This is a genomic window from Sporosarcina sp. BI001-red (assembly GCF_003384035.1).
Taxonomy (GTDB): domain Bacteria; phylum Bacillota; class Bacilli; order Bacillales_A; family Planococcaceae; genus Sporosarcina.
The window spans coordinates 221,795-242,788 of the sequence record NZ_QQAK01000010.1 but is presented as its reverse complement, the minus strand read 5'-3'; the positions used below and the strand labels follow the sequence as shown (position 1 = coordinate 242,788).

Genomic DNA, 20,994 nt, shown 5'->3' with positions numbered 1-20,994 from the left:
CCTCCTTAGTTATCGTACGGCACAACGATTCGGTCCGATTTCCATCTCGCGCTGTGTTTCATCGTCTGGAGTGAGGACACCCATATTGGTTTTACGGATTTCTTGATACGCATTTGGTTGTGGTGGTAAATTCTCTGTTACGAGTGTACGAAATTCGTTTTCATCCTCAACTTGCAACCCGTGATTTTCTGAGAAGAGTGTGCTGAGTTTCATTGCGACGCTACCGTCTACATTCACTTCTTTCATTTCCATGAAGTGCGCAGGTAGCACGAGCAGGTCCTCAGATAACTGTTGATAGCGATTGTAGAGTGTCGTACGTAAGTCGCCTACCCAATCGTCCGCCATACCTGCAAGGTCAGGACGTCCGATCGAGTCGATGAACAAAATATCTCCAGTGAGCAAGTAAGCTTCATCTACGACAAATGACGTTGATCCACTTGTATGACCTGGTGAGAATACAGCCTCTATTGACGTTTCGCCTACAGTGATGCAAAGCCCATCTGCTAATTTGTGATAGTCAAAGACGACTTCTTCTGCATCTTGACTCGGTAAGTAATAGTTCGCACCTGTTGCTTCTGCAATGACACGTCCACCCGAAATGTGATCCGCGTGCAAATGCGTATCAAAAACGTGCTCGATTGTAACTCCCTTTTCTTTCGCAAAGTTGAAGAATACATCTGTCATGCGTGTTGCGTCGATGACTGCTGCTTTGCCTGCGTCAATCACCATATAGGAGAGGCACCCTTTGCCTAGACGGACGAATTGATAGAGTTCTCCACCACTTTTTAACGTGCCAACTTTCACAAGCTCCAAGTATTCACTCCAAGCTTTCATACCGCCTTCGAGATATGAAACTTTTATACCCTCCTCAGAAAGCATTTCCGCTATCATTTGTGAAGACCCTTCTTTAGCACAAACAACAAGAATGTCCCGGTCCTTAGGTAATTTTCCTTTAATGTCATCGACACCGTCCAATAAATCGAAATACGGAATATTCAAGTACTCAATAGACTCACCTTCAATTTTCCAATCTGTAAACGCATCTTCATTCCGCACATCTAGGATGAAGAGAGGCTTTTTGTCGATACTGTATCGTGCAACTTCTTGTGGTTTCATAATTCGAACTGGCATGATTACAACCTCTTTCTATGATTAAATCTCTAGTTAAAACGTTAGTGTCACGTCTGCTTCTTTCGCAAACTCCAGGAATGTTACTGCGCCGCCAACTTCGATACCGTCTACAAATGCGTCAACTTCCAACCCCATGACGTCCATTGTCATTTGGCACGCAATGAATTTCACACCAAGCTCTTGCGATATCGCAATCAATTCCGGAATGGCTGGCACGTTTGCATTTTTGAATCCTTTTGCAAAATGCTCTTTCCCTTCAGGTAATGGAAGGTTGGCAGATGCTTGTTTGTGGATCAAGTTCAAGCCTTCAAACGTAAAGAAGATGGTGACCTCGTGTTCGCTTGCAGCTGCTGCAGTTGCGATGTTGAATACCTTGTACGCGTCAAAAAGTTCTCCATTTGCTGCGATAATTGCTGTACGAGTTGTCATAATTAATTTCCCCTTTTGTCTGTTTTTTTTTCCATTCGGTCATGCCTGGTACTACGTTGTATACGTGTTTGAAGCCATTTTCTGCTAGTTGGATCCCAGCTATTCCACTTCTTCTTCCTGTTTGACAGATTAGATATATGTCTTCGCTTTTGTTCAATTCATGCATACTTGTTTCGATTTCACCTAGAGCGAAATGGATAGCACCTGGAATATGGGCTTCGTTATATTCCTTCACTTCACGGACGTCGATAATCACCAGTGAGGAATCTTGCTCAAGTTTTCTCAAAAATGTATCCAGTTTGATCACTGGAACTTCTTGTTTCACTTCCACGTTGGCGCTATCTTTCTTCATGAAATGATGCAACACATCCCCTTCAGTTTCTGTTCCTAAGTAGGCGTGGCCAGAACTCGCCGCCCAAGCTTTTATGTCTGCGGTCGAGCCGTTGTCAGTCGCCAATACTTCCAAAATGTCTCCGGAAAACAAGTCATTCATCGCCTTTCGCGTACGCACAATTGGCATTGGACACGCGAGCCCTTTGGCATCAAGAATATGTTCAGTCTTAATCACATCGCTACCTCCAATTCCAGCTAGTTCATCAACTGGTGTTATACGATTTCTCCGTCCCAAGCCATCATTCCACCTACCATGTTCATGGCTTGGTAACCGTGATCATCAAGAAGTTGCACGGCGCGGCCACTTCGTCCACCTGAGCGACATACCACAATGTAGTGTTTTGCTTTATCTAAGTCTTGTAATTTGAATTCAAGAAGACCAAGCGGAATGTGTGTGATTCCAGGAATCTTGCCACTTTCAATTTCATCTGTTTCACGCACATCAATCAAATGAATAGGTTGCTTACCAGCTAGTAGCTGTTGTACTTCTTGTGGTGTTATTTCTTTCATCATTATCTTCCGCCTCCAAATTACCCGTAGGGGTATAATTTTAGATAAAAATATATTTAGGAATAAATACCCCATGCCGTATATTACACAGTATATAGTTGCTTGTCAAAGTCCGTGTTTTGGCTAGTAATGAAAATAAGATAAATAGCATAGGTGAGAGAAACCGATGTGCGAAAATCTGGGGTTATGATCACTTTCTGTGAATTATGAGCGCAATCTCATCTTTATGATCACTTTTCGTGATTTATGAGCAAATCATAAACTTTCATACCCCCCTACAACTTGCCCAGCCCTAGTACCCTTTAACCAAGCAAAAACGCCTCCATCCAAGGAGGCGTTCAACATACTTCTATCATTAATCAGCGGCTTGATCGATGCATCTGATTAGTTGCTGCTCAGCTTCTTTAACCTCGGTAAGAATACGTTCGTTGTCAAAGCCTTCCATTAACTTAGTCGGTAAAGGCATGGCAATCTTAATGACTTCATCTTCTTCATACACGACAATCTTACATGGCAAGAAGGCTCCTGCTAGCAAACTTTCATTTAGAACGTTTGCAGCTATAGATGGTTTGCAAACTTCAAGAACTGTATATGGCGCTGGTGGCTGAACGCCTTTCTCCTCAAGTTTTGCACTCAAGTCAAAGTTCCAAAGCACTCCGAATTTTGCTTGTTGCAAAGATATTTCTATCGCTTGAATCGCTTCGTTGCGTGTTTTAGTAGTTTCTTTAATATATGTGTTCATCTAATAGTTCCTCCTCACCTTCACGGCTGTCAATATTTTCCTTCTAAATGACTAGTTGGCATACTTACCCTTTCGCGTCTGCTAACCTTGCTTCGAGTTCTTCACTGTACTGGTTCGTTTGTTCACTTGACCAATTAAGAACTTCCTTCATATAAGAAATGACATGTGCTTTCCATTTCTCAACCCAGTTGATATCAAAGAATATGGCGCCTGTTCTGCGCATGAAGTAATCGACAGGTGTCATCGCCATTTCGTACTCAATCGCGTATAGCAGAGTGAGTTGGATCGCGCGCGGTAGTTCGCTGGATGGATTCACACGACTCACAAGTTCTGCGACTTGGTTCGTGTTTGTTCCGTACATAGATGCTATATTGAGTCCATCTTGGAAAGACAAACCAAGCTTTGTCAGTTCGTGTGCTCGATCTTCTACATAATGCGAGTAATCACTGGATTTGTTAAAATCTCCGCCAGACAAAGGCAGAGTCTTCGTCACACAAGGTCCCGCTTTAACACCTTGTGCTTCCAGCTTTTCACTGATTGTATCTGTAATGGACTGTGCCATTTTTCGATACCCTGTCAGTTTCCCGCCTGCGATCGTTAGCAGTCCAGTTGAAGAAGTCCACACCTCATCTTTTCGTGAGATTTCAGACGGCCCTTTGCCTTCTTGCTGGATCAGCGGACGCACCCCTACCCATGTAGATTCAATATCACTCATTCCGATAAACGCATTGGGAAATATTTTTGTGATTGCACGCAATAAATATTCCTTATCCTCATCAGTCATTTTAGGATTTTTAAGATCCGTTTCATAAACAGTGTCTGTCGTTCCAACGTACGTTTTTCCATTGCGCGGTATCGCAAAGATCATTCGTCCGTCTGGCGTGTCAAAGTAAATCGGTTGATGGAGTGGCAATACGGAACGATCGAATACTAAATGGACACCTTTCGTCAACAGCAATTTCTTGCCTTCCACTTTTTCGTCAAGATCCATCACTTGTTCCACCCACGGTCCTCCTGCATTCACGACAATTGCACCAAGTGTAGCATACGGTTCACCAGTGAGCTGGTCTTCCATCTGGACACCATTGACCTGACCTTGTTCATCATATAAAAACTTAGTAACTTTTGTGTAATTAATCAAATCTGCCCCTTGTTCATGGGCTTTTTTTGCGACCTCCATCGTTAATCGGGCGTCGTCTGTACGGTACTCCACATATTCGCCACCACCGATTAATCCTTCCTTATTCAATAGAGGTTCATGTTCGAGTACTTCTTCTTTAGACAGCATCTTTCTCCGTTCAGACTTTTTCACTCCTGCTAGAAAGTCGTACACTTGAAGACCAAACGACGTCGAGAACTTGCCGAACGTTCCGCTTTTATAAAATGGCAGCAGCATCCATTCGGGGTGCGTTACATGAGGTGCATTTTCATAGACAATTGCTCGCTCTTTCCCAACGTCTGCAACTAGTTTCACTTCAAGTTGTTTTAAATAGCGAAGACCGCCATGAACCAGTTTAGTGGAGCGGCTTGACGTTCCTGCTGCAAAGTCTTGCATTTCTATTAGAAGTACTTTTAACCCACGCGTCGTAGCATCCAACGCAATACCGGTTCCAGTAATACCTCCACCAACGACGATGACATCGTAATGAGAGTTCGAAAGTTGTTGTAAAATATGAGTTCGATTCGTGTGTGAAAATGGCTTCATGAGCAAATCGTCTCCTTTTTTCTAGTTCGCATTAATAGATTCTATCCTTACTGTACTCGTTACGAGGTGCAAAGTCCTGCATTTACTAGCTGATGACTTCCACTGTGTGAACGAATTCAATTTGTTTGATCAAGTTATAGATCCCCGGAAGGGTTCGTTTGACGGAGACTCTTGCCTTGATCTCCAACAAATGCATATCTTCCTCGTCAAGATCTTTAATACGAGATTGGAATATTTTAAAGCGTTGACGTTGTAATTCCAGCATCACCGTTTCAATACTCGACTGTTCGTTCACTTTGATTCGTAATGTTAGCTCTTGGTAACGCAACCGTTTTGGTCCGTATTTAGTAACAATGTAAGGAATCAGTTCTACACTCAGTATGAGTAATAGCACACCGAAAATGGCCTCCGTGTAAAAACCAGCACCTACTGCAATCCCGATTCCAGCTGCTCCCCAAATCATCGCAGCCGTTGTCAGACCTGAAATTCTTTCATTTCCACGTCGTAAGATTACGCCAGCACCTAAGAAACCGATACCCGATACAATTTGAGCAGCTAATCTGAGAGGATCCATCTGAATTTTGACTCCGCTCATACTATCCGGAAACGAGTATGCCGATTCAATAGAAACAATCGTCAACAAACAACTGACGATACTAATGACAAGGCTTGTTTTCAGGCCGAGCGGTTTGCTTTTTAGTTCGCGCTCCAGACCGATTATCAGACCTAGAACTGCCGATATGCTCAACTTCATAATCATTTCTGCTTCCAGCCAAAAGTCCATCTGCTGCACCTCCTGAACGATTTGTTTCTATAAGTGTATTTTCAGTGTACTCGAAGAATGCCCTAACATGCTAGAAAGTGAATACATTATTGAAGATTAATGTTTCACTTGTTTAGGAATGACCTATCTCGCCTGTGATTTCCCCATCCACGTTGTCCGACATCTCAAGATAATTGTCAGACACACCTGTTGTTTTCTCCGACACTTATTCCAACTTCTCGATCACATAGCAAGACTTCTCCGACACATAGAGAAGTTTCTCGATAACGAGACACAATTCAGCTGCTTTAAGGAATTAATTAGTAGCGCTTCGCTTGTTGGGGGATGGACTCCTCCACTGTTACGCAGCTTCACTCGTTGCCCGACAGTTTTTCTTGTTTGTCGTACACATGGTGATATTTCTCGGACATTGCAGTCAACTTCTCGGTCACATAGCAAGTTTTCTCCGACACATAGCGAAGTTTCTCGATAACGGGACACAACTCTGCTGCTTTAAGGGATTAATTGGGTGCGCCTCGCTTGTTGAGGGATGGGCTACTCCACTGTTACGCAGCCTCACTCGTTGCCCGATAGTTCTTCGTGTTTGTCGTACACATGGGGATATTTCTCGGACATTGCAGTCATCTTCTCGATCACATAGCAAGATTTCTCCGACACATAGCGAAGTTTCTCGATAACGAGACACAATTCAGCTGCTTTAAGGAATTAATTAGTAGCGCTTCGCTTGTTGGGGGATGGACTCCTCCACTGTTACGCAGCTTCACTCGTTGCCCGACAGTTCTTCGTGTTTGTCGTACACATGGGGATATTTCTCGGACATTGCAGTCAACTTCTCGATCACATAGCAAGATTTCTCCGACACATAGAGAAGTTTCTCGATAACGGGACACAATTCACCCCCTTTAAAGTGATTAATTAGTTGAGCTTCGATTGTTTAAACATGACCCATGTACACATCAAAAAACCCCCGGCTTCACCGTTTTCTTAAACGGCTCAACCGAGGATCTACTTATTCTATTCTCGACCATTCAGTGCAAGAACTGTTCGATGCAATACATCGACCGCTACTGGCAAAGTCTCTTCCTTAATATCAAATCGTTCATTATGATGACCCGCCGCAAGCTCCGTGCCGAAAATACAGTACGTCGCCTGACCGCCTTTTTCCTTCACGCGTTCCATAAAGTACGTCGCGTCTTCTGACCCTGCAGATGCATTGTCTGCATGATGGACTTTTGTAATCCCAATCGTCTCGTTTGCAACTGCACCCATCATTGCGGCTAACCCTTCCGAGCATTTGCAGCTGATTGCTTCACCGACAATGTCAATCGAACACTCCACGTCGTACATGATCGCCGCACCGCGTAGTACGTTCTCTGCTTGCTTCCGGATGAATTCATTCACTTCAGAAGTTTCACCACGAGTTTCAAGTTGCATGATGGCTGTATCCGCAATGACATTGCGTCCTCCACCACCTTGAAGCTCACCGACGTTCACTCGTGAAGTTCCTCCTGAGTGCCGTGAAATTGCATGCAAGTTCAATGTTGCACTCGCTGCTGCGAGCAATGCATTCTTTCCTTCTTCCGGCTGTGCTCCAGCGTGGGATGCGCGTCCTTTGAACGTGACGTCCATTTTCGTGGACGCCATAAATCCGTTCGCCGCTGACACAAATTCACCGTGTGGGACGCCTGTGCCGATATGGATTGCAATGAAAAAATCTGCATCATCGACAACGCCTGCTTCCGTCATCGATTTAGCACCGCGAGCGCCTTCTTCCGCTGGCTGGAACACAATTCGGATCGTTCCATTGAATGCATCCGGATCTTCTGCAACCATTGTCGCAAGTCCAAGTCCGATAGTTGTATGCGCATCGTGACCGCATGCATGCATGGAGCCTTCCGCAATTGAGCGGAAACCCAGTTGCCCTGGTACGTGTGCATCATCTTTTGACTCAAAGATCGGCAGCGCATCCATGTCGACACGGAATACAGTAATAGGCCCAGGCCGACCTGTATTCCAATCCGCGACAACTCCTGTGAAGCCTTCTTTAAAGTAAGGTAAAAACTCTTCAACTGCTCCATGATCAATAGCCCACTGTACGTGTGCCGCTACCTGTTCATTTGACGGTTTGCCTAGTATTTCATTCTCTACCATTACGTCTTTTCCAAGTCGAACTTCAAATCCAAGCCTAGTTACTTCCGCAGCTACAATAGAAGCCGTCCGCATTTCTAGAAATCCTTGCTCAGGATGGCGATGCAAGTCGCGGCGCCATTCCGTTAGTTTTTCTTCAAGCGTGTAAACCATCTTGTTTCCCCCTAACGGTTATTTCAAAAATGGTGTGATTCCTGGTCCGAATGGAATGCCTGCATAGAAGAATAAGAGAATAAGCAGAATCCAAGCAATCAAGAAACAAATCGAAAACGGAAGCATAAGTGAAATGAGCGTTCCAATTCCCGCCTTTTTATCGTACTTTTGCATAAATGTCAGCACGACAACCATGTATGGCAATAGTGGTGTAACAATGTTTGTCGATGAATCGGCAACACGATACGCAACTTGAGTGAACGCTGGGTGATAGCCAAGTTGCATAAAGAGCGGCACGAAGATTGGTGCTTCTAATGCCCACTTTGCAGATCCGGATGTAATTAAGAAGTTCATCATTGCTGTAAAAATAATGTAGCCAATAATAAGACCGATTCCGGTAAAGTTAACAGATTCTAAGAACTCGGCACCATTTACTGCAATCCAAGTACCGATGTTCGACCAGCTGAAGTAGGCAATGAACTGAGAAATAGCGAAGATCAGAACGATATAACCTGACATGTCTTTCATCGAATCCGCCATGTAACCCGCAATATCTTTTCCGCTCTTAATCTTCCCTACCGAGATCCCGAACGTAATTCCTACTACTAAGAACAGGAATAGAATAATTGGAACAATCCCTGAGATGAACGGCGACGGAATCATTGTGCCTCCTTCACCACGAAGAGGACTGTTTGGCCAAAAGATTCCTACTGCTAGGATTGCGAGGTATAAAAGACCTGCAATCATTGAGTTGCGTAGCGCTTTTCCAGAACGCGGATCTTCTTCTTCCACTTCCAATTCAACAGCATCGCCTTTGTATTTACCTAGACGCGGCTCGATAAATTTAGATGTGATGAAACCTGCGAGAAGTGTAAGCATGAATACAGAAACCATATTGAAGTACCAGTTATCCACTGGTGAAACAGTAATTGAATCATCTACAATCTTCGCAGCTTCTGTTGATATACCAGATAGCAATGCGTCTGTTCCTACGATGAAAAGATTGGCGGTAAATCCTGCACCTGCTGAAGCATAACCAACTGCTAGACCCGCAAGTGGATGACGTCCTACTTTGTAGAAAATCATTGCTGCTAGCGGCGGAACTAGAAGCATCGCTGCATCTGATGCAATGTTCCCCATGATACCTACGAATGCAACTGCATAAGTTAGCAACCAAGGCGGTGATTTCATAATCGATTTCTTGATTGCATAATCGAATAATCCAACTTTTTCAGTCAATCCAATACCGAGCATCATTGCAAGTACGATGCCAAGTGGTGCAAAGCCTGTAAAGTTCGTAATCATCGTTTCTAGAATGTACTTTAATCCTTCACCTGATAGTAAATTGTTAATTGGCATTATTTCGCCAGTACCCGGGTGCTTTACCGATGCATCGAACATACTGAAGATGAACGATGCAATCATGACTGCTACAGCCATTCCTACAAATAGGATGAACGGATCCGGCAAACGATTCCCCACTCGTTCAATGCCGTTCAATGCTTTGTTAAAAAACCCCTTCTTCGCTGTTTCCACGCTCATTCCCCCTATTCTTCTTAGCTTCCGAGTGGTGAAGGCATTACGCCGTCAGGTATCGGACATGTATATGGATTTTCCTTGGCAAACTCGATATATTCATCACGAATCGGCGCAAGTAAGTCTGTGTTTTCAAAAATCTTCAATGCCGTGAGCGCCATAGATGCCCCTGCTCGTAACATCCCTTTATGTGCATTTGTTGATAGCCCTTGGCTCGTCATCTGCCACGTATGAAGCGGTGTCCCGAGTGCTGATGTCGATGTTGATAACTGCGCTGTCGGCAATATCCAGCTAACATCGGAGACATCTGTGGAAGCGGTCAAAACTTCGGTTGGTACTTCGTACGGTGCAATACAATCTGACACGTACTTTCCTTTGAATTCAGAGCCGTTCCCTACATATCCGAATCCTTTCATGACGCCAAGGTAATCTTTCTGTTCTCCTTTAGAGAGTGATTCAAAAATTCCTTTTGCATATTCTTTCTCTTCTTCAGTAGGCGGCTCAATTCCAATTTCCGTTAAACTTTCATACAGAATGCCTTCCAGTGCGCGGTTCGGAATATAATTTGAACACGCTTTATCTACTTCATAGGTCATAGTTGTTTCAGTCATGAGAGCAGCACCTTGAGCTACTTTGTTCACTCGTTCAAACAAATCCATAACGCTTTCGGTATCGACATCGCGAATCAAATACAGTACTTCTGCATTCGCTTGAACGACGTTCGGTGCAAATCCGCCTGTATTAGTGATTGCATAGTGAATGCGTGCCTGGTCCGGCATATGCTCTCGTAGGTATTGAACACCCGTGTTCATTAGTTCCAATGCGTCGAGTGCACTGCGACCTAAATGCGGTGTGCTAGCGGCATGTGATGGAACCCCTTTGAATCGATAAAACACTTGAATGTTCGCAAGTGTACTCAAACTCATAATGCTGTTCGTCGGTGATGGGTGCCACGAGAGTGCGAGATCCGTTCCGTCAAACACGCCTTCACGAGCCATGAACGTCTTGCCAGATCCCCCCTCTTCACCAGGACAACCGTAAAATTTCACAGTTCCGGATAGCTGATGTTGTTCCAAATAGGCTTTCGCCGCACATGCGGCTGCAAAAGCACCTGTCCCTAGCAGATTATGACCACAACCATGGCCAATATGTCGTTCCCAGCGTTTTTCTTCAATAGAATTTGGTTCCTGACTTAGCTCAGGCAACGCATCGAATTCCCCCAGAAATCCAATGACAGGATGGCCTTCTCCAAAAGTCGCGGTGAATGCGGTTTCAATTCCGCCAACACCTCGTTCTACGTGGAAGCCTCGCTCTTCACATTTTTCGGATAAATACTTGGCAGATTCATATTCTTCGAATCGTGTTTCTGGATGATTGAAGATGTATTCACTGATTTCCTCGAAATAGGCTGCGTGTTTCTCGATATACTCTTTTGTGAACGTTTGCAAACTCACTAATTTCTCCCCCTCGATATATTGAATACTTTCAATAGAATGATTATATAGTAAATAGGTTTTCGAGATTCGTCAATAGTCGACAGCACTTTTGTCGAATAAATTTTTTAAAAGTTCTGGAAACTACTAAAATTTAGTAGGTTATTCATTTCTTCGCCTTTAAGTCTTCCAATAAATTAGGGAAGTAATTAAAAACACTTCCCACAGTCATTCTGTGGAGAAGTGTTTTATTGGACTACCTACCTGATCTTGAAGTCTATTCTTTTATGAGTTAGTCTATGCACTTACATAGGGCCCCAATTCATCAACACGCCGATAACGAGGAAGATAATTCCCAATGCCGTCCAAATTAATAAAAGCGGGAAAACAAACTTCACCCATTTTGTCCACGAGATCCCTGCAATTGCTAAGTTCGCCATCAAAATACCGGAAGTCGGCGTAATGACATTTGTGAATCCGTCCCCCATTTTGTACGCTTGAACCGCCACTTGTCTTGGGATTTCCATTAGATCAGCAAGCGGTGTCATGATTGGCATGACGATAACAGCCTGTCCACTTCCTGATGATACAAGGACATTGAAAAGCTCATTTGCGATGAACATGACGACCGCACCGCTGACACTTGTAAATGGTGTCATTACGTGGGCCATTCCATTTACGATTGTATCTAGAATGTTCCCTTTTTCTAGTACGACCACAATCGAGCGAGCCATTCCAATAATCATCGCACCATAAACCAATCCTTTGGCACCATTAAAGAATTCTTTGACTAGTCGATTGGGTGTTAATTTTGCAATCACAGCGGTTCCAACTGCAATGATCAGGAAAATGGCCGCCATTTCATTTAAAGACCATCCATATTTAAATACACCAAATACATATGCAGCAATTCCTAGAACCAACCATATAAGTACTAGTTTATGTGTGCCCGTAATTTTCACTTCTTTGTTCAATTCATCTCGTTCTTCAATCTTTGGAAATGGATTTGAACCTAGTACACTTTTCTCTGGATTCTTTTGAATTTTTTTAACGTACCATGCTATATAAAGGATTGTCGCCAAAAGAATAGCGATATAAATTATCACTCGATACCCGATTCCTGAGAATAAAGGCAACTGAGCAATTTGCTGTGCAGTCCCCGTTGTTAAAGGGTCTAGAAATGCAGTATTAAATCCTGCGTATGCTCCCAAGTAGATGATTGAGACACCGACTACAGCATCTAACTTCATTGACCTCGCCAAGATAATACCAATTGGAATGAATGCAATTACAGCATTTACTATAATTCCTAGTGTTCCGAAAATCGAAAACAGTACCATCACAATTGTGATGAGGACAAGTTCTTTATTCTTCGTCTTTTCAATAGTCTTTAATATCATTGCGTCAATTGCACCTGTGGATTCAATGACTGCAAACGAACCACCAATTATTAGGACTAAGAAAATTAATGGTGCTGAGGCGATTAAGCCCTCTTGAATTGCTATGAATACGTCCATGAAACTAGCAGGTGTACTGGCGACTTGTTCATAGCCACCCGGAACAACAACCGTTACTCCGTCAATTTCTTGGCGTTCAAATTCTCCTGCTGGAATAATATACGTTAATACTGCCATGAGTGCCAATATTAAAAAAAGGATTACGTATGCATCAGGGATCCCCCAACGTCTTTTTTGTTTTTCTCCGTTCATTTGAACACCTCGCTCTGAATTGTCTTAACATTTCGTTGACTGTTTCTATAATAAAGCTTATAATTCATTTTGACAATAATAAATTATAAGATTCATTCGAAAGTTGGAGAGTAAATGGACTTTATTGAAAAAACAAAGGCCACTTATCCTGATTTAACGTCAGGTTTGAAAAAAGTTGCCGAGGCTTTATTGATTAATCCAATTATGTTCGCCACACATCCAGCCAAGAAGATTGCGAGTTTAATTGACGTAAGTGAAACGATGATCATCCGGTTCGCAAAATCTATTGGCTATCCTGGTTTCGGAATGCTACAGACCGAAATTCAGAGAAGTCTTCTATCACTAACGCCACCGAACGGCGTGGAAAATGCACCCATTACTGATCCTTATGCGGGAGTAATGGAGAGTGATAGTAGAAACATCTCGCAAATCGCCAACCAACTAGATTGGAAGACGACGGAAGACGTTGTGGATCATTTATCCGCTTCTACTTCTGTGAAAGTCGTAGGCTATTATCAATCGTATGCATATGCACACTGGTTCACATTTTTGCTAAATAGTTTACTTGGGAATTCGTCCCTTTATCATCCAGAAACTGAAATTGGTATTTCGACTTCTGGTAAAGAAAACTGTGTTGTTCTTTTTTCATTTTATCGATACGCGCTTGGTTCGATCCGATTGGCCAAAGAAGCGAAAGAGCGAGGGAACACAGTCATTATCATTACGGATTCGCTCGTGAGTCCAGCTAATGAGTTTGCTGATTATACCCTAGTCATCCCGATTTCCCAGAAATCTATCTTGGAAAAAGGACCTGTCACGTTTTCATTTTTAAACAGCATACTTCTCCATATCGCGAAGAAGAATGGAAAGCTAGGTTTCGTAAATCCAACGAGTAACTATTTCATTAACGAAGACCCTGAACAAAATTGAAAAGGAGTTTTTCATATGACCTCATTTAGCAAAGACAAAGTAACCGAGACGTTTGCCCATTTACATGCCAATCCTGAATTGAGCTGGAAAGAATACGAGACGACAGAATTCATTAAACAGAAGCTTGAAGAAGCTGGCTGCAAGGTGCGTGTTTTCGATGATTGTACTGGGGTCATTGGAGATATCGGGAATTTTAATGAAGGCAATCCTATCGTTGCATTAAGAGCAGATATGGATGCCCTGTGGCAAGAAGTCGATGGGAAACTTCAAGCGAATCATTCGTGCGGACATGATGCTCATATGACGATGGTGCTGGGGGCGCTTTGGAAGTTGAAAGACTCTCCAGAACTACTTGAAAAGATTGGGGTTCGCTTCATCTTCCAACCTGCTGAAGAAGTAGGTGCTGGCGCATTGAAGCTCGTCGAACACGGTGTTGTCGACGATGTTGATTACTATTATGGCATCCATTTACGTCCTTTTCAGGAAACAGAGAATGGTAAAGCGTCACCTGCTATTATTCATGGCGCTACGGGTTCGATTGAAATTGAAGTACGCGGAGACGATGCACACGGAGCCCGTCCGCATTTGAACTCGAATTCGGTAGAGGTAGGTACGTACTTGGTCAATGCCATCCATACGATCTATCTGGATCCGACAATCCCACACTCCGCAAAAGTTACTCGTTTTCAAGCTGGCGGACTGAATACAAATATCATCCCTGGTAATGCATCATTGGCAGTCGACATCAGGGCTCAAACGAACGAGCTAATGGAGGAGCTGCAAAGGAAAGTGCACGCAGTCATCGATTCAGCTAATGACTTATTCGAATCTAGTGTGAAAGTTACCAATGAACATGGAATTGCAGCTGCTTGTGTAGATCCGGATGCACAAAGAATTGCACAACGCGCCATTGAACTAAGCCTGGGAAAAGAAAATACAATTGAGCCGATTATCACACCGGGTGGAGACGACTTCCACTTCTACACGATTAAGAAACCACATTTGAAGGCTACGATGATTGGGTTAGGCTGTGACCTGGGGCCAGGTCTTCATCATCCAAATATGACATTCGATCGGGATGCGATGTATAACGGTATCGATATTATGACAACTATTGTAAAACTACATGCTGAAGGAGATGTTGAATGATGCAATCGGTTCATATTAAAGAAGTAATTCTACATCATACGACAGTCTCTTTAATCGCACCCTTTACAACGAGTTTCGGCACAATGGTCGATAAAGACGTGTGCCTCGTCGAAGTCATCGATGAATCTGGTGTTTCTGGTTGGGGCGAAACCGTCACGAGCAATGAGCCCTACTATAATGAAGAAACTACTGCTACAGCTGTGTACATGTTGAAAGAATTTCTCATTCCCCGTTTGTTAAAACAAGAGATTTCTCATCCAAACGTTGTACACGACAGCTTAGCGTTTGTGCGACGCAACAATATTGCAAAAGCTTCAATTGAAACGGCGATTTGGGATGTGTTCGCAAAGAAAAATAACACGTCGATTGCTGAATTGCTCGGCGGAACGCAAACTGAAATTCCGGTTGGTAAAAGTATCGGCATTCAAGATACGCCTGCTCTATTAGTTGAAAAGGTCCGTACTTTCGTGGATGAAGGCTTTAAAAAAATCAAAGTGAAGATTAAGCCTAGTGCGGATTTAGAATACCTGAACGCAGTACGCAAGGAATTCCCTGACATCCCATTGATGGCAGATGCAAACTCAGCGTATACACTTGAGGATATCGATCACTTAAAAAAGCTGGATGCGTTGAATCTCTTAATGATTGAGCAGCCGTTAAGCCATGACGACATTGTCGATCATCGTATTTTACAGCAAGAACTAACGACTCCTGTATGTTTAGATGAAAGCGTCCACTCCCTTGACGATGCACGCAAGGCGATTGAGCTAGGAAGCTGTAAAATCATCAACATTAAAATCGGACGTGTTGGCGGTTTGTATGAATCTAAGCGGATTCATGATTTGTGCTTAGAGAAAGGAATTCCTGTTTGGTGCGGCGGGATGCTCGAGACTGGTATCGGCCGTGCGCATAACATCCAGCTCACGACATTAAAGAACTTCACGATTCCCGGCGATACCGCCCCTTCTGCCCACTACTGGAAAGAGGACATCGTGACACCAGAAATCGTTATGGATCACGGAATCATTCACGTTCCTAAGGGTGATGGCATCGGGTACGAAGTGGATCGAGAGAAGCTGAGCAAAGTATTGATCAGCTCTGAGCGTATTACTGAGGTGGATACGACTCATCCGATTCCTAGTGCTTAATGTAATGAAAAAGTCTTACCAAATTATCACTAGAAACCGATAACTGTGGCAGCTTTTTCTTCAAGATGAATTGTTCTAGAGGGAATTTCATAACTAAATATAAGAATACACGTTGATTGAAGTGAAAAGTGGCTACTCCGGAGGGACTAGCGAAGCCTGAAGCCCCCGCAGAAAGCGTCCACCTGTAACGTAAATCAATACTGTCTAACCCTCGATTCATGAGTTACTAAAAGGCTATCCTAGAAGAGTCGTAAGACCTTCTAGGATAGCCTTTTTAGTTGGTTTGGTTATCGAATGTCTTTTTCTACTTTGCCGTCTTTAATAACAACTTGAATCGTGTCATGATTCGATAATGACTTGATATCTTCTAACGGATTCCCTTTGATGACAAGGATGTCCGCAAATTTGCCGGCTTCGATAGTACCGACGTTTTCTTCCCAACCGAGACATTCTGCTGCAGTTTTCGTTGACGCAACGATGGCGTCCATTGGCGTCATTCCTGCGTTACACATGAGTTCAAGTTCACGTAAGTTCGTGCCGTGCTTGAACACTCCAGCGTCTGTGCCCATAGCGATTTTCACGCCTGCTTTATACGCTTTTGTGAAGCTGGCAACGTGGATATCAATCACTTCTTTTGACTTTTGAACTGCACTTGCTGGCATTCCCGTTTCGTCAGCCGTTTCGAGAACCGCTACAGGAGCGAGCAATGTTGGCACTAAGAACGTTCCATTTTCGACCATGAGCTCAATCGCTTCATCGTCAATGAAGATCCCGTGTTCAATCGAGTGAATTCCTGCACGCACTGCGTTCTTGATCCCTTCCGCACCTTGTGCGTGAGCCATAACGCGTGTGTTTTTGCGGAACTTTCCTTCTTCCACAATCACTTTTAGTTCTTCCAATGAAAACTGAGTGAATTCAGGGTGATCCGTTGCACTCAATACGCCGCCAGTTGCGTGAACTTTAATGACTTCCGCACCAGCACGCAGCATTTCACGCGTCTTTTTGCGAACTTCCTCGACGCCATCACACATCCCGTTTGGCATGCCGGGATAGTCTGAATGCATTAAATCTAGCGTATTCCCTGAAACGGTATAGCCGTCACCGTGTCCACCCGTAGTCGTTAGAGCGTTGATGCTCAATTGCATCCGTGGTCCTGAAATCAGACCTTCTTCGACAGCTTTCTTCACTCCTAGATCGGTACCGAGTGCGTCACGAACTGATGTAACCCCCGCATTTAGCGTTGTTTTCAAATACTCTTGGACTTGATAATACATGTAAGAAAACGGAGTAGCCAGACGCTGTGACACGGGTGAGTATTCAAACATCATATGAACATGCGTGTCGATGAATCCTGGAGTAATCGTCCCGCCTTGTGCATCGATTGTGGTTTCATTCCCAGTTGCGGTATACCCAGACTCGTCCCCTACATAGTCAATTCTTTTATCCGAAACTACCACAATTTGGCCAACTTTTGCTTCCGTACCTGTTCCGTCGATGAGTAGTCCATTTTTAATAATTGTTTTTGTCATAATATACCCCTCCAGTTTATAGTGTATTGATCAAAATACCTGCAATGACTACGGATGCAACCGTTACGGTCGTAAATCCTCCGATAATCATCGGTGCAAGCAATTCATTGAAGATCAGCTTTTCTTCTTTCTCGTTTCGTGCACAGCTCCGGCTGACTTCTTCACAAAGAATATAGTCTCCCGGGAAGCCAAATAACGCAGTCAACGCAACTGGCATTCCTTTGTACGGGTGCCATTTGACGAGTTTTGCTGTAAGATATCCGCCGATTGAAATTCCAATCGTACCAATCACGAGGATGGTAAGAATCGCAGGCAGGTTTTCTAGCACCTGACCTGGAGTTACGCCAGCCATCGATCCGATGACGACAAAGATGATTCCAATCATTGTAATTGTAAATGAATTTGCACGTTCCAATTCACTTGACTCAAACACACCTAGTTTCAGGCCAATGATACCAATTATTAAACACCATAGTGTGTAGTGGATTGGTGTTACTGTGCCTAGCATGACGCCAATTCCGGCACCGGCAAATACAAAGAATAACTTTAGAACTGCACTTGAGCGGAGCGGACTTTTCTTTTTAGGTGCAACTTTTTCTTCTACTTCTTCTTCCGTAAAAGATTTCCCTGTCATTGAAACAAATGTGCCATCGTCTATTTGTCGCTGCATGACACCTGAGTATTTCTTCATGAAATGCATTGCAAGCGGCATACCTGCCACACCTTGGAACGCGACAACGAGAGCCGGAATAATGACGATTGACGTCAAACCAATTTCTTTCAACTTTTCAGTTGTTACGAGAAGAGCGATGATACCACCACTGATCGGCCCAACCCCTGCAACAGCTGTAGGGTAGTCGAAGATCAATGGAACGATTATTAAAATTAGAATTCCTGAAAACAAGACACCGCCAAGCGCGATAATGACAGCTTTGTATTGCGTCTTCAAGAGGGATAATGGAATCATTGTTCCCATATGAACAATCGCCGGTCCGATTAGAATTGCACCGAGTGCGGCAAATTGAGAGATTTCTAAAAGGTCAGTGTGGAATATCCCAGTCCAAGAGAGTACTAAGTACCCAACCATAGCTGTTAGAAGCATCGGAACTCTTGCTCTTGAAATAATGGAGAGCCATTCACCGAGGGCAATTAAAGATAGTATTAACACGGTTGCTATGAGTGGATTTGAAAGCATTGGGCTCATCCCCTAATCGTTATTGTTTATTATTTCGCAATACCACTGATGCGAGATATTTAATATATCACCTCTTTTTTTATATGTAAATAGTTTTTTCTACACCTTTCGACTTTTCTGTCATTTACAAATTAATTGTAATCGCTTACTTCCTTGGCTTTACTGGATTGATGATGCTGAAAAGTTTTTCCATAATTGCATTCGTATTCATTTCCTTTATTAGGATAACTTAGTTCCATAAGAGATTACTTATAAAACCTGCCTTGCGGACCATTAAATGATGCATCCTTCAATCAAGACTAAACTTCTGATCAAATAAAAGAACCGTGTGAAAGAAATCACACGATCCACTAATTCACTTCGATTTTTTAGTTGACAATAAACTTTAGTTTCGTATCACGAATCAATGATTTTCCGGAATTTGCAAGCAAACCTTTTTTGATAGTGAGATAGAATGTACCTCGTTCCCAGCGTTCCAAAGGTTCTATATAAAGAATTTGAGGATTTCCTGGATCCAAATTTACGATTACTCCACTACTAACATCTGTTCCATCCGCGTTGCGGGAAATCGCAATATCTTTTGCATAATTCCAATCTGCTTTAAGAGGCGTACTGAATTTCACGGAAAAGATCTTAGCATCATCGATGTTCATATCCGGAAAATCACCAGTAAAAGGTGCAACTTTTGTAACTATGACGGTTGCTGAAGCACTCCAACCACCATCTGCGGTCGTGACTGTAACAATTGCCTTTCCCTCACTTTGTGCTGCGACAGTACCCGTTTCCTCCACCAAAGCGACAGATGGATTAGAAGACTTCCAAGTTACTGCATGGTTCGTGGAATTCTCCGGTACTATGGTTGCTTTTAGTGAAGCAGATGATCGTGTCGCTGGATTTCCTACGGTCAACGACAGGTTATTCCGGTCCAGTTGGATACCCGATGGATGGATGACTCTGGCTTCCTTAACTTTCTTACTCATCGCAGTTGCTAGTTTCTCCATATCTAGAACGCCTGAGCCATAGTATGGATCCTTTCCTGGAGTCCCCAAATCATGTGATGTACTTGTTAATAGGTCTGCCAGTTGATCAGGGCTAATAGTCGGCAGTTCCGTTCGGATCATCGCTGCGGCACCTGCTACAATCGGTGCCGAAAATGAGGTCCCGGATGCGTAAACGAGTTGCCCGCCTGGATGATTAGTAGCAATCTTTTCTCCAGGTGCACTAATATCGACTCCTTCGTTATACGTAGAAAAAGCAGAGTGATGATTCAACTCATTTACAGATGCGACAGAAAGTACTTCCTCGTATGCTGCTGGATACATGATCGGATTCCCTTTTTCTGCGTCATTTCCTGCAGATGCAACAATGAGAATTCCTGCTTCTGCTGCGCGGCGAATCGCTTCTTTTTCGATTAGCGAAGAAGTCTCTCCACCTTGACTGATATTAATGACATCGACATGTTGTTGAATTGCATAGTCAATAGCCTGTATGTTCATAGAAACCGTACCTGTCCCATCTTCACGAATTGTTTTAAGTGGCAAAATAGAGACATCAAAAGGACCGCTAATTCCAGTAATCCCATACTGATTATTCATCACCGAAGCAATAACTCCTGAGACACTCGTACCGTGACCATGCGTGTCGTTTACATTGCTGGAATTCTCTACAAAGTTATACCCTCCTGGAGCAATCCGGCCTTTAAAGTCCGGAATTGAACGATCGATTCCAGAGTCGATAACGGCGACAACAGCAGATTTGACTTGTTCACTTGAAAGGTTCCAAAAGCTCGGCGCTTTCACATGGGGAATCCACCATTGGTTGCGATAATAGGGATCATTCACTACGAGGGACACTGTGCGCTCAGAATTCGGTTCAACCCATTCAACTAGCGGTTGGCTTTCCAATTGTAGAGCTGCCTCTTCCATATCGGATGCTGTCTCAAATCTGAGAAGTTGGACTGATGGCGCAATGTCCGTAATGCTTTCGGTTTCGGCAGGTACTGAGGGGACAGTTGCAATCGATCTCGGCATATCTACATATTGTACGAGCAACTCACTCGGTGGTTCATTGGGAACAGAAGGTTGAGCTGGAGTCCTTTCTACAGTAGCAAAAACCGGATTTCCGGATAACAGACTGGCAGTTAGCACAAGGATTGCGGCGACAAAAGTAAACCAAAAGCGTGTCTTTCCCACTCTATCTTCCTTCTTTCAGCATTGAATTTTCATTAGGTATATCGGCAACGAATAGAGTGGATTTAGAAAGGGGGGTTAGAGAAATTAGTTCTCCCCACTAAATTGCGCTAATGATCTTCCTTACCAAATCCTTGTTAAGGAATTAGCTGGAGATTGATGTACCTATATGAGATCATCG

General features: G+C 43.5%; 17 protein-coding genes. 3 read left to right on the top strand and 14 right to left on the bottom strand.

Annotated elements, in window-relative coordinates; all coding sequences use genetic code 11:
• Positions 1-9: 9 nt before the first annotated feature.
• From DVB69_RS05885 to DVB69_RS05835, 11 genes are all read right to left on the bottom strand, one after another.
• Positions 10-1,131 carry an MBL fold metallo-hydrolase gene (locus tag DVB69_RS05885; RefSeq protein ID WP_116017546.1) on the bottom strand — a complete coding sequence of 374 codons (1,122 nt, stop codon included), beginning with the start codon at positions 1,129-1,131 and terminating at the stop codon, positions 10-12.
• 33 nt (positions 1,132-1,164) lie between these two features.
• Positions 1,165-1,560 (bottom strand): DsrE/DsrF/DrsH-like family protein, encoded by a 396-nt coding sequence (locus DVB69_RS05880; RefSeq protein ID WP_116017544.1) that lies wholly within the window; start codon positions 1,558-1,560, stop codon positions 1,165-1,167.
• Complete coding sequence (locus DVB69_RS05875; RefSeq protein WP_116018001.1) at positions 1,514-2,128, bottom strand: sulfurtransferase TusA family protein; 615 nt, start codon at positions 2,126-2,128, stop codon at positions 1,514-1,516. Before DVB69_RS05875 ends, DVB69_RS05880 begins: the two co-directional genes overlap by 47 nt.
• A gap of 38 nt (positions 2,129-2,166) precedes the next feature.
• Positions 2,167-2,463, bottom strand: a complete 297-nt coding sequence (locus DVB69_RS05870; protein ID WP_116017999.1) for a rhodanese-like domain-containing protein — start codon at positions 2,461-2,463, stop codon at positions 2,167-2,169.
• Between the two features lie 355 nt (positions 2,464-2,818).
• A complete protein-coding gene (locus tag DVB69_RS05865) occupies positions 2,819-3,205 on the bottom strand; it encodes a DUF302 domain-containing protein (protein WP_116017542.1) in 387 nt (128 codons plus the stop codon).
• A gap of 64 nt (positions 3,206-3,269) precedes the next feature.
• Positions 3,270-4,910, bottom strand: coding sequence for a glycerol-3-phosphate dehydrogenase/oxidase (locus tag DVB69_RS05860; RefSeq protein WP_116017540.1), 1,641 nt, complete (start codon positions 4,908-4,910; stop codon positions 3,270-3,272).
• Positions 4,911-4,995: 85 nt separating this feature from the next.
• Positions 4,996-5,694: an MgtC/SapB family protein gene (locus DVB69_RS05855; protein ID WP_116017537.1), complete on the bottom strand. Its 699-nt coding sequence runs from the start codon at positions 5,692-5,694 to the stop codon at positions 4,996-4,998.
• A gap of 1,014 nt (positions 5,695-6,708) precedes the next feature.
• The gene (locus tag DVB69_RS05850) at positions 6,709-7,995 is read right to left on the bottom strand and encodes an amidohydrolase (protein ID WP_116017535.1); all 1,287 of its coding nucleotides are present in this window, start codon (positions 7,993-7,995) and stop codon (positions 6,709-6,711) included.
• 18 nt (positions 7,996-8,013) lie between these two features.
• Positions 8,014-9,537, bottom strand: a complete 1,524-nt coding sequence (locus DVB69_RS05845) for an AbgT family transporter (RefSeq protein WP_116017533.1) — start codon at positions 9,535-9,537, stop codon at positions 8,014-8,016.
• Positions 9,538-9,551: 14 nt separating this feature from the next.
• Entirely contained in the window at positions 9,552-10,979 is a 1,428-nt protein-coding gene (locus tag DVB69_RS05840) for a M20 family metallopeptidase (RefSeq protein ID WP_116017997.1), read from the bottom strand.
• Between the two features lie 290 nt (positions 10,980-11,269).
• Positions 11,270-12,673 carry a YfcC family protein gene (locus tag DVB69_RS05835; protein ID WP_116017531.1) on the bottom strand — a complete coding sequence of 468 codons (1,404 nt, stop codon included), beginning with the start codon at positions 12,671-12,673 and terminating at the stop codon, positions 11,270-11,272.
• 114 nt (positions 12,674-12,787) lie between these two features.
• On the opposite strand from DVB69_RS05835, the gene DVB69_RS05830 reads away from it, so the two are divergent.
• Genes DVB69_RS05830 through menC form a run of 3 tightly spaced genes read left to right on the top strand, consistent with a single transcriptional unit; the run spans position 12,788 to position 15,900 of the window.
• A complete protein-coding gene (locus tag DVB69_RS05830; protein ID WP_116017529.1) occupies positions 12,788-13,603 on the top strand; it encodes a MurR/RpiR family transcriptional regulator in 816 nt (271 codons plus the stop codon).
• Between the two features lie 15 nt (positions 13,604-13,618).
• Complete coding sequence (locus DVB69_RS05825) at positions 13,619-14,752, top strand: M20 peptidase aminoacylase family protein (RefSeq protein WP_116017527.1); 1,134 nt, start codon at positions 13,619-13,621, stop codon at positions 14,750-14,752.
• Positions 14,752-15,900, top strand: coding sequence for an o-succinylbenzoate synthase (gene menC, locus DVB69_RS05820; protein WP_116017995.1), 1,149 nt, complete (start codon positions 14,752-14,754; stop codon positions 15,898-15,900). Before DVB69_RS05825 ends, menC begins: the two co-directional genes overlap by 1 nt.
• A 287-nt stretch (positions 15,901-16,187) precedes the next feature.
• Here the strand turns inward: menC and DVB69_RS05815 are convergent, their stop codons facing one another.
• The 3 genes from DVB69_RS05815 to DVB69_RS05805 all read right to left on the bottom strand — a co-directional run bounded on the left by DVB69_RS05815 (position 16,188) and on the right by DVB69_RS05805 (position 20,816).
• Complete coding sequence (locus DVB69_RS05815; protein WP_116017525.1) at positions 16,188-17,429, bottom strand: metal-dependent hydrolase family protein; 1,242 nt, start codon at positions 17,427-17,429, stop codon at positions 16,188-16,190.
• A gap of 16 nt (positions 17,430-17,445) precedes the next feature.
• Positions 17,446-18,624: a hypothetical protein gene (locus DVB69_RS05810; RefSeq protein WP_116017523.1), complete on the bottom strand. Its 1,179-nt coding sequence runs from the start codon at positions 18,622-18,624 to the stop codon at positions 17,446-17,448.
• Positions 18,625-18,992: 368 nt separating this feature from the next.
• A complete protein-coding gene (locus tag DVB69_RS05805) occupies positions 18,993-20,816 on the bottom strand; it encodes a S8 family peptidase (RefSeq protein ID WP_116017521.1) in 1,824 nt (607 codons plus the stop codon).
• Positions 20,817-20,994: the final 178 nt, after the last annotated feature.

What these genes read in the sequence shown, in the direction of transcription:
- DVB69_RS05865 (WP_116017542.1), bottom strand. Translation starts at nt 3,205, where the DNA reads ATGAACACATATATTAAAGAAACTACTAAAACACGCAACGAAGCGATT.
- DVB69_RS05835 (WP_116017531.1), bottom strand. Translation starts at nt 12,673, where the DNA reads ATGAACGGAGAAAAACAAAAAAGACGTTGGGGGATCCCTGATGCATAC.
- DVB69_RS05850 (WP_116017535.1), bottom strand. Translation starts at nt 7,995, where the DNA reads ATGGTTTACACGCTTGAAGAAAAACTAACGGAATGGCGCCGCGACTTG.
- DVB69_RS05885 (WP_116017546.1), bottom strand. Translation starts at nt 1,131, where the DNA reads ATGCCAGTTCGAATTATGAAACCACAAGAAGTTGCACGATACAGTATC.
- DVB69_RS05815 (WP_116017525.1), bottom strand. Translation starts at nt 17,429, where the DNA reads ATGACAAAAACAATTATTAAAAATGGACTACTCATCGACGGAACAGGT.
- DVB69_RS05810 (WP_116017523.1), bottom strand. Translation starts at nt 18,624, where the DNA reads ATGCTTTCAAATCCACTCATAGCAACCGTGTTAATACTATCTTTAATT.
- DVB69_RS05860 (WP_116017540.1), bottom strand. Translation starts at nt 4,910, where the DNA reads ATGAAGCCATTTTCACACACGAATCGAACTCATATTTTACAACAACTT.
- DVB69_RS05870 (WP_116017999.1), bottom strand. Translation starts at nt 2,463, where the DNA reads ATGAAAGAAATAACACCACAAGAAGTACAACAGCTACTAGCTGGTAAG.
- DVB69_RS05880 (WP_116017544.1), bottom strand. Translation starts at nt 1,560, where the DNA reads ATGACAACTCGTACAGCAATTATCGCAGCAAATGGAGAACTTTTTGAC.
- DVB69_RS05855 (WP_116017537.1), bottom strand. Translation starts at nt 5,694, where the DNA reads ATGGACTTTTGGCTGGAAGCAGAAATGATTATGAAGTTGAGCATATCG.
- DVB69_RS05845 (WP_116017533.1), bottom strand. Translation starts at nt 9,537, where the DNA reads ATGAGCGTGGAAACAGCGAAGAAGGGGTTTTTTAACAAAGCATTGAAC.
- menC (WP_116017995.1), top strand. Translation starts at nt 14,752, where the DNA reads ATGCAATCGGTTCATATTAAAGAAGTAATTCTACATCATACGACAGTC.
- DVB69_RS05825 (WP_116017527.1), top strand. Translation starts at nt 13,619, where the DNA reads ATGACCTCATTTAGCAAAGACAAAGTAACCGAGACGTTTGCCCATTTA.
- DVB69_RS05830 (WP_116017529.1), top strand. Translation starts at nt 12,788, where the DNA reads ATGGACTTTATTGAAAAAACAAAGGCCACTTATCCTGATTTAACGTCA.